The sequence below is a fragment of the Kitasatospora sp. A2-31 genome, from assembly GCF_022288725.1.
Lineage (GTDB): Bacteria > Actinomycetota > Actinomycetes > Streptomycetales > Streptomycetaceae > Kitasatospora.
In genome coordinates, this window is the sequence record NZ_JAKNTA010000007.1 from 86211 (window position 1) to 98737 (window position 12527).

Annotated in this window: 9 protein-coding genes; 5 read left to right on the forward strand and 4 right to left on the reverse strand. The window is 74.8% G+C overall.

Features of this window, described 5'->3' with window-relative positions; translation table 11 throughout:
• The first annotated feature begins 128 nt into the window (after positions 1-128).
• Together MCM47_RS20650 and MCM47_RS20655 are read left to right on the forward strand one after the other, a co-directional pair.
• Entirely contained in the window at positions 129-1334 is a 1206-nt protein-coding gene (locus MCM47_RS20650) for a hypothetical protein (protein WP_238863135.1), read from the forward strand.
• 247 nt (positions 1335-1581) lie between these two features.
• Positions 1582-3063, forward strand: a complete 1482-nt coding sequence (locus MCM47_RS20655; protein WP_238863136.1) for an alkaline phosphatase PhoX — start codon at positions 1582-1584, stop codon at positions 3061-3063.
• A gap of 108 nt (positions 3064-3171) precedes the next feature.
• Here the strand turns inward: MCM47_RS20655 and MCM47_RS20660 are convergent, their stop codons facing one another.
• Positions 3172-4773, reverse strand: a complete 1602-nt coding sequence (locus MCM47_RS20660) for a CdaR family transcriptional regulator (protein WP_238863137.1) — start codon at positions 4771-4773, stop codon at positions 3172-3174.
• Positions 4774-5079: 306 nt separating this feature from the next.
• On the opposite strand from MCM47_RS20660, the gene pruA reads away from it, so the two are divergent.
• The 3 genes from pruA to MCM47_RS20675 all read left to right on the forward strand — a co-directional run bounded on the left by pruA (position 5080) and on the right by MCM47_RS20675 (position 8637).
• On the forward strand, positions 5080-6708 hold the full coding sequence (gene pruA, locus MCM47_RS20665) for an L-glutamate gamma-semialdehyde dehydrogenase (RefSeq protein WP_238863138.1): 1629 nt from the start codon (positions 5080-5082) through the stop codon (positions 6706-6708).
• Between the two features lie 121 nt (positions 6709-6829).
• Positions 6830-7759, forward strand: a complete 930-nt coding sequence (locus MCM47_RS20670) for a proline dehydrogenase family protein (protein ID WP_238863139.1) — start codon at positions 6830-6832, stop codon at positions 7757-7759.
• A gap of 185 nt (positions 7760-7944) precedes the next feature.
• Entirely contained in the window at positions 7945-8637 is a 693-nt protein-coding gene (locus MCM47_RS20675; protein ID WP_238863140.1) for an RraA family protein, read from the forward strand.
• Between the two features lie 66 nt (positions 8638-8703).
• On the opposite strand, the gene MCM47_RS20680 is transcribed toward MCM47_RS20675, so the two are convergent.
• The 3 genes from MCM47_RS20680 to MCM47_RS20690 all read right to left on the reverse strand — a co-directional run bounded on the left by MCM47_RS20680 (position 8704) and on the right by MCM47_RS20690 (position 12184).
• Positions 8704-9195 (reverse strand): GNAT family N-acetyltransferase, encoded by a 492-nt coding sequence (locus tag MCM47_RS20680; RefSeq protein WP_238863141.1) that lies wholly within the window; start codon positions 9193-9195, stop codon positions 8704-8706.
• A gap of 85 nt (positions 9196-9280) precedes the next feature.
• Positions 9281-10549: a TerD family protein gene (locus MCM47_RS20685; RefSeq protein WP_238863424.1), complete on the reverse strand. Its 1269-nt coding sequence runs from the start codon at positions 10547-10549 to the stop codon at positions 9281-9283.
• A gap of 150 nt (positions 10550-10699) precedes the next feature.
• Positions 10700-12184, reverse strand: coding sequence for a hypothetical protein (locus MCM47_RS20690; RefSeq protein ID WP_238863142.1), 1485 nt, complete (start codon positions 12182-12184; stop codon positions 10700-10702).
• Positions 12185-12527 lie beyond the last annotated feature (343 nt).

A 12527-nucleotide genomic window follows, 5' to 3' on the forward strand; every position in this document is an offset into this window, starting at 1 on the left:
GGTCCGCCCCGGCGAACCGCCCCCCGATCCGTCCGGCGGGGCGCCTGAACTGGTGACCCGGCAGGTCGGGCGACGTATCGTGTCCGGAGGCGGCACGCAGACGGCGAGGACAGGGGGTGCGGCCCGGGATGACGCGGGAGCGGGAGCGGGAGAGCGGTGGCCGGCGGGACGGCCTCCGGGGCGGCGGTGAGCGGCCCGCGGAGCCGTGGGGCCGGGAGGACGGCTGCGCCGAGCAGGAGGACTTCGCCCGCCGCGCCCTCGCCGCGGCGGACTTCCCGGTGTACGGCGTCGCGGGCGGCGTGGCCCCGGACGGCGACGCGCTGGCCGCGTTCGAGACCTCGGACGGCCTGCTCTGCTGGGTCGAGGTCCAGTCCGGCGACTGGACTTCGGCCGACGGCCCGTACGTGACCGTGCGCACCTACCGGCCGGGCGCCGAGCGGTTCGGCGCGCTGCCGGACCTGGAGGACGTGGTCGAGGACGAGCGCGACCGGGTCTACGAACAGCTCGGCGTGGACGAGGGCGACTGTCCCGGGAGGGTCCGGGAGCTGCGCGAGTGGATCACCGTCGACGGCGAGCCGCAGGCGGTCGAGGTGCACGAGGACCGGCGCGAGCGCTGGGCCCGGGCGGACGCGCCGCTGCCCGACGTCTGCCCGCAGCCGGGTGCCGGGCCGGTCTGGGCCGGCCGGCTCCGGGTGGGCGGACTGACCGTCACCGTCTGCGCGCGGGGGGTCCGTCCCGGGGGCCTCGAACTGGCACCGGTGGCGGAGACCGAGCGGTACCTGGTGGGCCGCACGGCGCTGCTCCGCTCGCTCGCCGCGCGCCGCGGCCGGTACGTGCCGGTGGAGGAGCGCGAGCTCCCGCCGGTCACCGGGCTGGAGGCACACCGGGCGGTGATCGAGCACAGCATCGCCGAGTCGGCCGCGATCGAGGCGCAGGTGCGGGCCGGCCGGACGCCCCGGCTGCCCCGCGACCTGCGCGGCGAGGCCGGTGCGCTGCGCTGGGAGGCAGCGGTGCGCCAGCAGATGCGCCTCGCCTCGGAGTCCCGGACGGAGGCGGTGGCGGCGGTGACAGCGATGGTCGACCACCTGGAGCGGTTCGCCCGGCAGGTCCCGTGGGCACTCGGCACCCCGGACGGGGCGGCCGCCGTCGAGGAGGTGATCCGCCACACCGTGTTCGCCAGCGAGGTGCCGAGCCTGCCGGCCCAGCGGGCCTGGGCGCAGGTGTGGCGGGACCGGTCCTGCGCCGAGGGTGAGCACTGGGAGGAGCACCGGCTCGCCGAGCAGCTCTGGCTCGCCGCCTGGGAGCAGTGGCGGGTGGCGCGCACCGCGCGGTGAGGCCCCGCCGTCGGCCGGGCCGGGCGATGCGGCCGGCCGACGCCGCGTGACCTGTGGTGCTCACGGCAAAGGGCGGGTCATGGGTTCGAATACGGTTGGCAAATGACCACCCTGACGAGGGGTCCGATTCACCGGGTGTTCACCGCAGCGGCGGAGTCTGCTGGGCGTCGACGACCAGCCTCGACACCTCGCTCGCCACGCACCGGGCCCGACCCGGTCGGCGGCCCACCTCTCAGGAGTGACTGACATGTCGCTGTCCCGCCGGGACTTCGTCAACCGTTCCACCCTCGTCGGGGCCGGTGTCCTGATCGCCGGCAGCGCCGAGGCGCTGGCCAGCGCCCCGGGCGCGATCGCCGCCCCGGCCGGCGGCGAGGTGCAGGCCGCTGCGACCGCCGACGCCGAGCGCGCGGCGGTCGGCTACGGCCCGCTGGTCAAGGACGCCGAGGGCCTGCTCTCGCTGCCCCAGGGCTTCAAGTACACGGTGCTCAACCGCGCCGGCCAGACCAGGCTGCGCACGGGCGAGTTCACCCCGAGCAACCACGACGGCACCTCCGCCTTCGAGGACGAGCACGGCGGCAACCTGCTGGTCGTCAACCACGAGCTGAGCGGCGCCCGCGCCAACTGGCCGCACCCGGTGCCGCTGACCGAGGGCCACGTCTACGACCCGGGCGCGGCCGGCGGCTGCACCATCGTGCACGCCAAGGCCAACGGCAAGGTCGAGCAGTGGGTCGGCATCGCCGGCACCGCCACCAACTGCGCCGGCGGCGTGACCCCCTGGGGCACCTGGCTCTCCGGCGAGGAGACCGAGGACAAGGCCGGCAAGAACGGCTTCACCAAGGACCACGGCTACATCTTCGAGGTCGACCCGTTCGACGACGACTACAACCGCGACCCGCAGCCGGTGAAGGCCTTCGGCCGGTTCGCGCACGAGGCCGTCGTCGTCGACCCGAAGCGCGGCCAGGTCTACCTGACCGAGGACGCCTCCAACCCGAACGGCCTGCTGTTCCGCTGGACCCCGCCGGCCGGCTTCAAGCACGGCCGCTACCAGCTGCGCAAGCTCGCCGCCGACGCCGGTGTGCTGGAGGCCTTCAAGGTCTTCGACGCCCAGGGCAAGCTGATCGACGACCTCTCGCGCGCCACCAAGGTCGGCACCACCTACGGCGTGGACTGGGTCAAGGTCCAGGACCGCGACGCCAGGACGGTGTCCATTCGCAAGCAGTTCAAGGACGGCGAGGTCACCCGCGCCCGCAAGCTCGAGGGCATGTGGTGGGGTGACGGCGGCTTCTACTTCGTCTCCAGCTTCGCCCGCTCCGAGAGCCCGCTGCAGCACGACGGCCAGGTCTGGTTCTACAACCCGGTCCGCCGCACCATCACCCTGAAGGTGCTGCTCGGCGTCAACACCGACGTCTGGGGCGACCACGACAACTACGACGGCCCGGACAACATCACCGTCTCGCCCTACGGCGGCATCGTGATCGCCGAGGACGGCGAGGGCGTCTCGCACCTGTTCGGCGCCACCGAGGAGGGCCTGACCTACCCGATCGCCCGCAACGAGCTGAACATCGGCACCGCCGAGAAGCCGGAGTTCAGCGAGTTCACCGGCGTCACCTTCTCGGACGACGGCAAGACCCTGTTCGCCAACATCCAGACCCCGGGCATCCAGCTGGCCATCACCGGCCCGTGGCACCGGCTGAAGGAGCACAAGCGCGGCCAGGGCTACGGCGAGTGAGTTCGCAGCGCTGACGGCGGCTGACGGCAGCCGACGGGAGGGGCCCGCTCCGGCGGGCCCCTCCCGGCGTTCCGACCCCGGCGGCGGACTTCCCGGTGCGCTGGGTGGTCAGTCCTCCGGCGGCAGCCGCAGCTGGAGCATGGCCAGCAGCCGCTGCTGCGGCTGGGCCAGGTCGATACCGGTCAACTGCTCCGCCCGGCGGACCCGGTAGCGCAGCGTGTTGGGGTGGATGTGCAGGGCGTCCGCGGCCACCCGGACCTCGCCCAGGGCGTCCAGCCAGGCCAGCACCGACTCGGCGAGCCGGGTGCCGTGCCGCCGGTCGTACGCGGTGAGCGCGGTCAGCCGCGGGTCGCGCAGGCCGCCGCGCTCCTGGAGCAGCGCCAGCATCTCGCTCACCAGCACCTCGGCCTGGACGTCGATCAGTGCCGCGACCTCCAGGTCCACCCCGCCGCGGCCCATCGCGTCCAGGATCCGGTCCGCCTGGGCCCGCGAGTCCGGCACCCGGGCGAGGCCGTCCACGGTCGAACCGATCGCCGCCCGCAGCGGGACCCCCAGGTGGTCCTGCGCGGCCTCGACCACGTCCTGGGCCCAGCCGCGCACCGTCGTCATCGGCAGCCCCGGTGGCAGCTCGGGCAGCAGCACGTACACCCGGGACTCGATCGGGGCGAGCAGGGCGCTGCGGTGCCGGGCCGCGGTGTGCACCGAGATCAGGCCGGTCACCTCGGCGCGGGTGAGCGCCTCGGTGGTCCGGGCGCTGTACGCCAGCACGGTCGCCGGGCGGTGCAGGTCCAGCCCCAGGTGGGTGGCGAGCGACTGCGGGCCGGTGGAGCCCTCCAGCAGCCCGGTGAGCAGGGTCTGGGTCAGCCGGACGTCCGCCGACAGCTCGCGGCGGCGCCGGACCAGCTGCGCCGCCGCCACCCGGGCCGCGCCGACCAGCGCCTGTTCGGCGAGCGGGGCCAGCGGCTGCGCGCCCTCCTGCACCCAGATGGTGCCGAGCGGCTGCGCCCCGGCCCGGATGCCGATCGCCAGGCGCCGGCGCAGGCCGAGCTCCGGGTGCGGGTCGACCGCGATCGGTGCGTCGGAGGTGCGCAGGTGCTGGAAGATGCCCCACTCGCGGAGCTTGGAGAGGTAGGGCTCGGGGCCCTGCCAGCCGAGGATGGAGAGCCGGCGGAGGTCGTCCACCTCGTCCGAGTCCGAGGAGCGGGAGTAGGCCAGCACGCGGCTGGAGGTGTCCTCGATCGAGACGATGCCGTTGGTGAGCACGGCGACGGTCTGGGCGAGCGAGAAGAGGTCGCCGGCGTTGTGCTCGGGGGCGCCGGCCGTGTCCGGGGCGTCCGGCCCGGCGATGATCGCGCGGGCCAGCGAGTCCAGGTGCTCCCACCGCGTCTCCCGGCGGACCGAGAGCAGCGCGACGCCGGCCTCGGTGGCGGCCTCGCGCAGGGCGTCGGCCTGGCCCGGCGCGTCCAGCTTCACCGCGACGGCCGCGGCACCGGCCCGGCCGGCCGCGCGCAGCGCCGGGAGGGCGGCGCGGCCGCGGGCGCCGATGGCGAGCACCAGCTCGCCGGTCGCGGCGGTCGGCGGGTCCTCCGGGTCGAGGATCGCGACGTCGCGCACCGGGACGTCCAGCCCCTGCGGGGCGGCCTGGAGTTCGACCAGCGGCTCGCCGAGGGACATCAGCAGCCGGCGGAGCGGGAGTCCGGGGGTGGTCATCCGGCCCTCCTTCATCCGCTCGGACAACGCCGTGCGCCCGATTTTAGCCGGGCGGACAGGTTCGGCGGCCGTTCGCGGCTGGGGCGGGCGCGGGCGGCGAGCACTCCAGGCTCACGGGACCGGGCGACCGAGGGTGCGCCGTGACCCGCCCGTGACCCCCTTCGTCGGAGCGGACAACGCCGTACGGGGGACTTTAGCCGCCCGGCCAATCAAGTCGGGTCCTGCGCAGGAATAGCGTTCGTCGTGTGGCCGACGTGCGACCCGCGTCGGCATCCCCCGCATCAACCGAAGGAGAGCGTGCGCTCTATGGACGCTGTGACCCAGGTCCCCGCGCCGGTGAACGAGCCGGTCCACAGCTACGCCCCCGGCAGCCCGGAACGGGCCCGCCTGGAGGCCAAGCTGAAGGAGCTGGGCGGCCAGGAGCCGGTCCAGCTGACCATGACGATCAACGGTGAGCGCCGGATGGGCGGCGGCACCGAGATCCACGTCGTCCAGCCGCACAATCACGCGGCGAGGCTCGGCACCCTGCGCAACGCCACCCAGGCCGACGCGCAGGACGCCATCGACGCTGCCCTGGCCGCTGCTCCGGCCTGGCAGGCGCTCTCCTTCGACTCCCGCGCCGCGATCTTCCTCAAGGCCGCCGACCTGCTGGCCGGTCCCTGGCGCGAGACGCTGGCCGCCGCCACCATGCTCGGCCAGTCCAAGACCGCCCAGCAGGCCGAGATCGACACCCCCTGCGAGCTGGTCGACTTCCTGCGCTTCAACGTGCACTTCGCCCGCCAGATCATGGCGGAGCAGCCGATCTCCTCGGACGGCGTGTGGAACCGCAGCGACCACCGCCCGCTGGAGGGCTTCGTCTACGCGATCACCCCCTTCAACTTCACCGCCATCGCCGGCAACCTGCCGACCGCGCCGGCGCTGATGGGCAACGTGGTGCTCTGGAAGCCCTCCCCGACCCAGCAGTTCTCCGCGCACCTGCTGATGCAGCTGCTGGAGGAGGCCGGGCTGCCCAAGGGCGTCATCAACATGGTCACCGGCGACGGCCTGGACGTCTCCGCCGTCGCGCTGAAGCACCCGGCGCTGGCCGGCATCCACTTCACCGGCTCCACCGCCACGTTCCAGCACCTGTGGCGCGAGGTCGGCAACAACATCGCCGGCTACCGCACCTACCCGCGGATCGTCGGCGAGACCGGCGGCAAGGACTTCCTGGTCGCCCACCCGTCGGCCGACCCGGCCGTGCTGAAGACCGCGATGACCCGCGGCGCCTTCGAGTTCCAGGGCCAGAAGTGCTCGGCGCTCTCCCGCGCCTACGTCCCGGCCTCGATCTGGGCCGGCCTGAAGGACGCGTTCCGCGACGAGGTCGAGGGCCTCACCATGGGCGACGTCACCGACCTGGGCAACTTCATGTCGGCCGTCATCGACGAGCGCGCCTTCGCCAAGAACAAGGCCGCGATCGACCGCGCCCAGGCCGACCCGCAGGTCGAGGTCCTGGCCGGCGGCACGTACGACGACTCGGTGGGCTACTTCGTCCGCCCGACCGTCCTGGTCTGCCAGGACCCGGCGAGCGAGTACTTCAAGGACGAGTACTTCGGCCCGATCCTCGCCGTGTACGTCTACGAGGACGAGAAGTACGAGGAGATGCTGGCCCAGATGGAGTCGGTGTCGGCCTACGGCCTGACCGGCTCGATCATCTCCCAGGACCGCGCCGCGGCCCAGGACGCCATGCACAAGCTGCGCTTCGCGGCCGGCAACTTCTACATCAACGACAAGCCGACCGGCGCGGTCGTCGGCCAGCAGCCGTTCGGCGGCGGCCGGGCCTCGGGCACCAACGACAAGGCCGGCGCCAAGCAGAACCTGGCGCGCTGGACCTCCACCCGTTCGGTGAAGGAGACCTTCGTCCCGCCGACGGACTACCGCTACCCGCACATGGGCTGACCCTCCGCCCACCGGCGCCCGGCCCCGCAGCCGGGCGCCCCCCGCCGGGGCGGCGGACCACCCCCGAGCCGCCGCCCCGGCCCTTCTGCCACCCTTGGAAGCACCAGCCCCAGGAGTCACGATGCTCCGTTCCGCCCTCCTCGCGGCCTCGCGCTCGTCGCAGGTCCGCACCGTGGTCGAGAAGTTCCCGCCGACCCACGCCATAGTCGAGCGCTTCGTCGCCGGCGAGAAGCTCGACGACGCGGTCACCGCCTGCGACGACCTCGTCGCCACCGGCCGCAAGGTCACCCTGGACCACCTCGGCGAGGACACCCAGGACGCCACCCAGGCCGCGGCCACCGCAGAGGCGTACGAGCACCTGCTCGCCGCGCTGAAGGACACCGGCCTCGCGGCCGGCGCCGAGGTCTCGGTGAAGCTGTCCGCGGTCGGCCAGTTCCTGCCGGTGGACGGCGAGAAGATCGCCCTGGAGAACGCCCGCCGGATCTGCGAGGCGGCCGCCGCCGCCGGCACCACGGTGACCCTCGACATGGAGGACCACACCACCACCGACTCCACCCTCTCCATCGCGCGCGAGCTGCGGGCCGACTTCCCCTGGCTGGGCGTCGTCCTCCAGGCCTACCTGCGCCGCACCGAGGCCGACTGCCGCGAGTTCGCCGGCGCCGGCTCCCGCGTGCGCCTGTGCAAGGGCGCCTACAAGGAGCCCGAGTCGGTGGCCTTCCAGGGCAAGCACGAGGTCGACCTCGCTTACGTCCGGGCGCTGAAGATCCTGATGGCCGGCGAGGGCTACCCGATGATCGCCTCGCACGACCCCCACATGATCAAGATCGCCGACCAGCTGGCCCAGTGGAACGGTCGCAAGCGCGACTCCTACGAGTACCAGATGCTGTACGGCATCCGCCCCGAGGAGCAGCTGCGCCTCGCCGGCGAGGGCAACACCATGCGCGTGTACCTGCCCTACGGCCAGGAGTGGTACGGCTACTTCATGCGCCGCCTCGCCGAGCGCCCGGCCAACCTCACCTTCTTCCTGCGTGCGATGGCCACCCGCGGCTGACCCGCCGCCCCGCAGGACCGCTCGGCGGCGGTGCTGCCCGAGCGCAGTGCCGCTGTACCCGGACGGCCCGCACCCCTTGTGGAAGGGGGGTGCGGGCCGTTGCGCGTGCTCGCTCGCCCGGGCGGCGGGGGCGGCATAGGATCGCCACGGGCCGGTCAACCGGCCCGGGAGCCGGAGGAGTTGGCGTGCAGAAGAGATTCGCCGAGTTGTCGACGCCGCTGCTGGCGGACGCCTGCGTGCGGCTGGGCGTGGAGCCGCGCCCCGCGCCGGCCGGGATCGCGCCGGTCGCCGCCGGGAGCCGGATCGCCGGGCGGGCGCTGCCGGTGCGGCACTACGGGAGCGTGGACGTCTTCCTGGAGGCGTACGGCGCGGCGGGGCCGGGTGACGTGCTGGTGATCGACAACGACGGGCGCACGGACGAGGCCTGCGTCGGCGACCTCGCGGTGCTGGAGGCGCGGGCCGCCGGGGTGGCCGGGGTCGTGGTGTGGGGCCTGCACCGGGACACCCCGGAGCTGGTCGAGATCGGGCTGCCGGTGTTCAGCTACGGGTCGCTGCCGCTCGGCCCGCTGCGGCTCGACGAGCGGGAGCCGGAGGCGCTGGTCACCGCGCGCTTCGGGCCGCACCTGGTGAGTGCCGGGGACGCGGTGTTCGGGGACGCCGACGGGGTGCTGTTCGTGCCCGGTGACCGGGTGGACGAGCTGCTGGAGACGGCGGCCGGGATCGCGCGCACCGAGCGCGCGCAGGCGGACCGGATCCGCTCGGGCGACACGCTGCGCCGGCAGACGGCCTTCGACGAGTACCTGGCGCGGCGCGCCGCCGATCCGTCCTACAGCTTCCGGCAGCATCTGCGGCGGGTGGGCGGCGCGATCGAGGAGTAGTCGGCTACCGGTCCGGCTCCGATTCCGATTGCGGCTCCGATTCCGCCTCCGGCCCCAGGCGCCGGCTCAGAGCGCGCGGTGCATGATGTGCAGGCCGACGTAGCCCAGCTCGGGGTGGCGGAACCCCTCGGGGAGGGTGCCGATGACGTCGAAGCCCAGCGACCGGTAGAGCCGCACGGCGCGCTCGTTGGTGGCGACCACCGCGTTGAACTGCATGGCCCGGTAACCGGATTCGCGCGCCCAGTCGAGGGTGTACTCGGCCAGGGCCCGGCCGACGCCGCGGCCGGAGTGCGCCGGGTCGACCATGTAGCTCGCGCTGGCGATGTGCGAGCCGTTGCCCTGGTGGTTGCGGTTCATCTTCGCGCTGCCGAGCACCGCGCCGGTCGCCTCGTCGACGGCGACCACCGTGCGGTTCGGGGCGTCGAGCAGCCACCAGCCCCGGCCCTGCTCGACGTCGAGGTCGAGCGGGAAGGTGAAGGTCTCGCCGGCGGCGACGATGGTGCGGAAGAACGGCCAGATGGCGGGCCAGTCCGCGGCGGTGGCTTCCCTGATCAGCATGCGGACATGATGACAGCGGGGTCGATCGGGTGCCACGGGTTTACCGTGGTGCCCGGGCCGGTGCCCGGGCACCACCGACGGTGCGTCAGAGCATCGACGCGGCGGGCTGGACCATGGCGCGGGCGGTCTTGGCGTCGACGTACTCGCCGATCGCGGTCATCACCCACTCGCCCGAGTACTGGCGGACCAGCTTGCACATCACCACGCCGGTGCGCGGCTCGGAGGAGGTGAGGTCGAAGCGGACCAGCTCCTGGCCCGAACCGGCGTCCACCAGGCGGCAGTAGGCGTTCTTGACCTCGGTGAACTTCTGGCCGGAGAAGGAGTTCACCACGAAGACCAGCCCGCAGACCTCGGGCGGCAGGCCGTTCAGGTGGACGGTGATCGACTCGTCGTCACCGCCGCCCTCGCCGGTGAGGTTGTCGCCGGAGTGGGCGATGGCGCCGTTGAAGATGCCCAGCTTCATGAACCAGGCGGTGTCCAGCTTCTGGCGCTGGGCGTCGAAGGCGATGCAGGAGGCGTCCAGGTCGATGTTGCGGCCGCGGCCGGCGGGCTCCCAGCCGAGGCCCATCCGGACCGAGGAGAGGAAGGGCTTGCCGTTCTTCTCCAGCGAGACCGAGCCGCCCTTGGTGAGGCTGACCCGGCCCTTGTCCAGGGTGACCTTGGTCAAGGAGGGGGCGGGCTCGGCCGGCGGGGCGGGCGGCACCGGGCCGCCGGCGGCCATCGCGACGCGCGGGTCGACCGGCGCGGCGGGCGGGGCCGGGGGTGCCTGCGGGGCCACGGGCGGGGCCGGCGGCGCGACCGGGGGCGCGACGGGTGCGGCGACCGGCGGCGCCACCGGGGCGGCGGTCGCGGGGGCGGGCGCGTCGTCGACGCTGACGCCGAAGTCGGTGGCGATGCCCGCCAGCCCGTCGGCGTAGCCCTGGCCGACCGCGCGCACCTTCCAGGCGCCGTTGCGCTGGTAGACCTCGACCACGATCAGCGCGGTCTCGCGGCTCAGCGGCGGCGGGGTGAAGGTCACCAGGACCTGGCCGGAGTCGGCGTCGCGGACGGTGGCGGTCGGCTCCATCCCGGCGAAGGTGGCGCCCGCCTCGTCGGGGCTGGCGGTCACCACGATCTTGGTGATGCCGGCCGGGACGGCGGCGGTGTCGATGGTGATGGCGTCCGGGGTGCCGGCGGAGGCCGGGCGGTGGGTGACGCCGGGGCCGACGGGGGCGTTGTAGAAGACGAAATCGGCGTCCGAGCGGACCTTACCGGAGTCGGTCAGCAGCAGGCCGGAGACGTCCAGCGCCTTGGGCGCGGTGACCTCGACGGTCACCCGCGCGGCGGTCAGCGGGGCGTTGCCGCCTTGGGTCAGGACCGTGGACACGAACTCCTCCTCGGATGCGGTGGCACGGCATCGATCCCGCCTCAGGGGCGCCGTGCCGAGTGGTACCCACAGTAACGAACGGGCCTGCGCGGAAGAGCCCGCGCGGGCCGGTGACCTGTCGGGCTGTCGGGCGGACGGTCAGCGTGCCGCGGCGGTGAAGGTGCCGAGTGCGGCGACGGCCCGCGGGTGGTCGATGGCGAAGGCGGCGGCGTTCCAGCTCTCGACCGCGGGGGCCTTCGGGGCGGCCGTGCGCGGTGCCCCGGTCGGTACGGCCGCGCCGGAGGGGGCGCTCGGGCCGGTGGGGGCCCCTGCCCGGGGGCGGCTCGTGGAGCCCGGGCCGACGGTGCCGGTCGGGCCGACGGCGCCGCTGTGGCCGGCGACGCCGGTGCCGACCATGCCGGTGCCGACGATGCCGGTGCCGGGGCGCCCCGGGACGGTGGTGGCGGGAAGCGGCGCGGTGGTCGGCAGGGGCTCGGCGGCGGGCAGCGGGCGGACGCCCCGGACCCCGAAGCCGTACCGCCCGGGCCGGACGTCGGTGCCGGGCAGGGTGGTGAACCGGTAGACCAGCGTGCCGCGCTCCTGCTGGACGGTGGCCACGGCGCCCGGGAGGTCGGTCCACGCGGTTCCGCTGCCGGGCGCCAGCTCGCCGGGGGAGAGGCGGAACTCGGCCTGCAGCGCGGTGACCGGCTCGGTGACGGTGAGGGTGAGCAGGTGGTGGCTGCCGTCGCGGCCGAGCGGCTGGACGACGGCGGTGCCGGTGAGCGCCAGGTCGGCGGCGTCGTCGTCGGTGGGACCGTCGGTGGGACCGTCGGGGCTGCCGGTGCCCTCGGCGGGGCCGGGCGCGCCGTCGGCTGGCCGGCCGTCCCGGCCCGACCCGGTGGTGAGGACCTCGGGGAGCTGCGGCCCGGGCGCGCCGGTGCCCGGGAGGAGCGGCCGCGGGGAGACCGGCTGCTGCTCGGCCGGCTGCGGGGAGCCGGGGTGCGCGGCGGACGGCGAGGCCGAGGGGGTCCCCGACGGGCTCGCGGCCGCCGGACCGGTGGTCGGCTCGCCCGGCGCGGCCGTACCGCCGGTCGCGGTCGCGCGGCCGTCGGGGACGCCCCCGAGCACCTCGGCCGGCGCGCCGGACCCCCGGCCGGCTTCGGCCCGGCCCGCCTCGCCCCGGGCGGCACGGCCGCCCTCGGCGAGCGGCAGGGACGTGGCCGGGGCCGAGGGCTGCGGCGCGGGACCGCCGGAGGCCGGCGGGTGTGCCACGGCGGCGCTGGGCGAGGACTGCTCCGCCGGACGGACCCCGGGGCGGCCGGGCGGCGGCGCGGTCCTGTCGCGCGGTGCGGCGGCGGAGGTGTCCTCCGTCGCGTCGCCGGTGTCGGGCGTGGGCGGCGGCGTCGAGCCGACCCGGGACACCCCGGCGCGGCGGCCGACGCCCTGCTGCTCGTTGAGCAGGAAGGTGGTGGCGATGCTGATGCCGACCACGGTGGACATCGCCATCGCGGCTCCGGAGAAGCGCAGGGTGGGCAGCCGGAGCCGGCCGCCGAACGGCTTCGGCCGACCGTGCCGGCCGCGGCGCTCGCGCTGCCGCTCGTAGCCGTACGGCGCCCCCTGCCCGGTGTCCTCGCGCACAGCCACCGGACCCCTCCCCTCCCCGAAGTCCCCCGAAGTCGCCGTTGCGGTCGCCGCATTCTCCCATGCGACGCCGTCGGTCCCGCATCACCGCCGCGAGCGCCGGGTGTGCCCCGGCCGCCCCTGGATCCGGCCGCGACGGTCCTCGGGCGCGCACGCGGGCGCGCCGGTGGACGCGCGCGGGCCCGCGTCGGCAGGGGGACGAGCGTACCAGCGGGGGCCGGGCGGGCGGCCAGCCCTCGGCCGGAATCGATCCGGTCCTCGGAGTCCTTTCGGGTAGCGGAAGTTGACGGTCCGTCCGACAAGCGGCGCCGGGTCTCCGCGGCCGGGTGCCGGGGGTGGTTGCAAC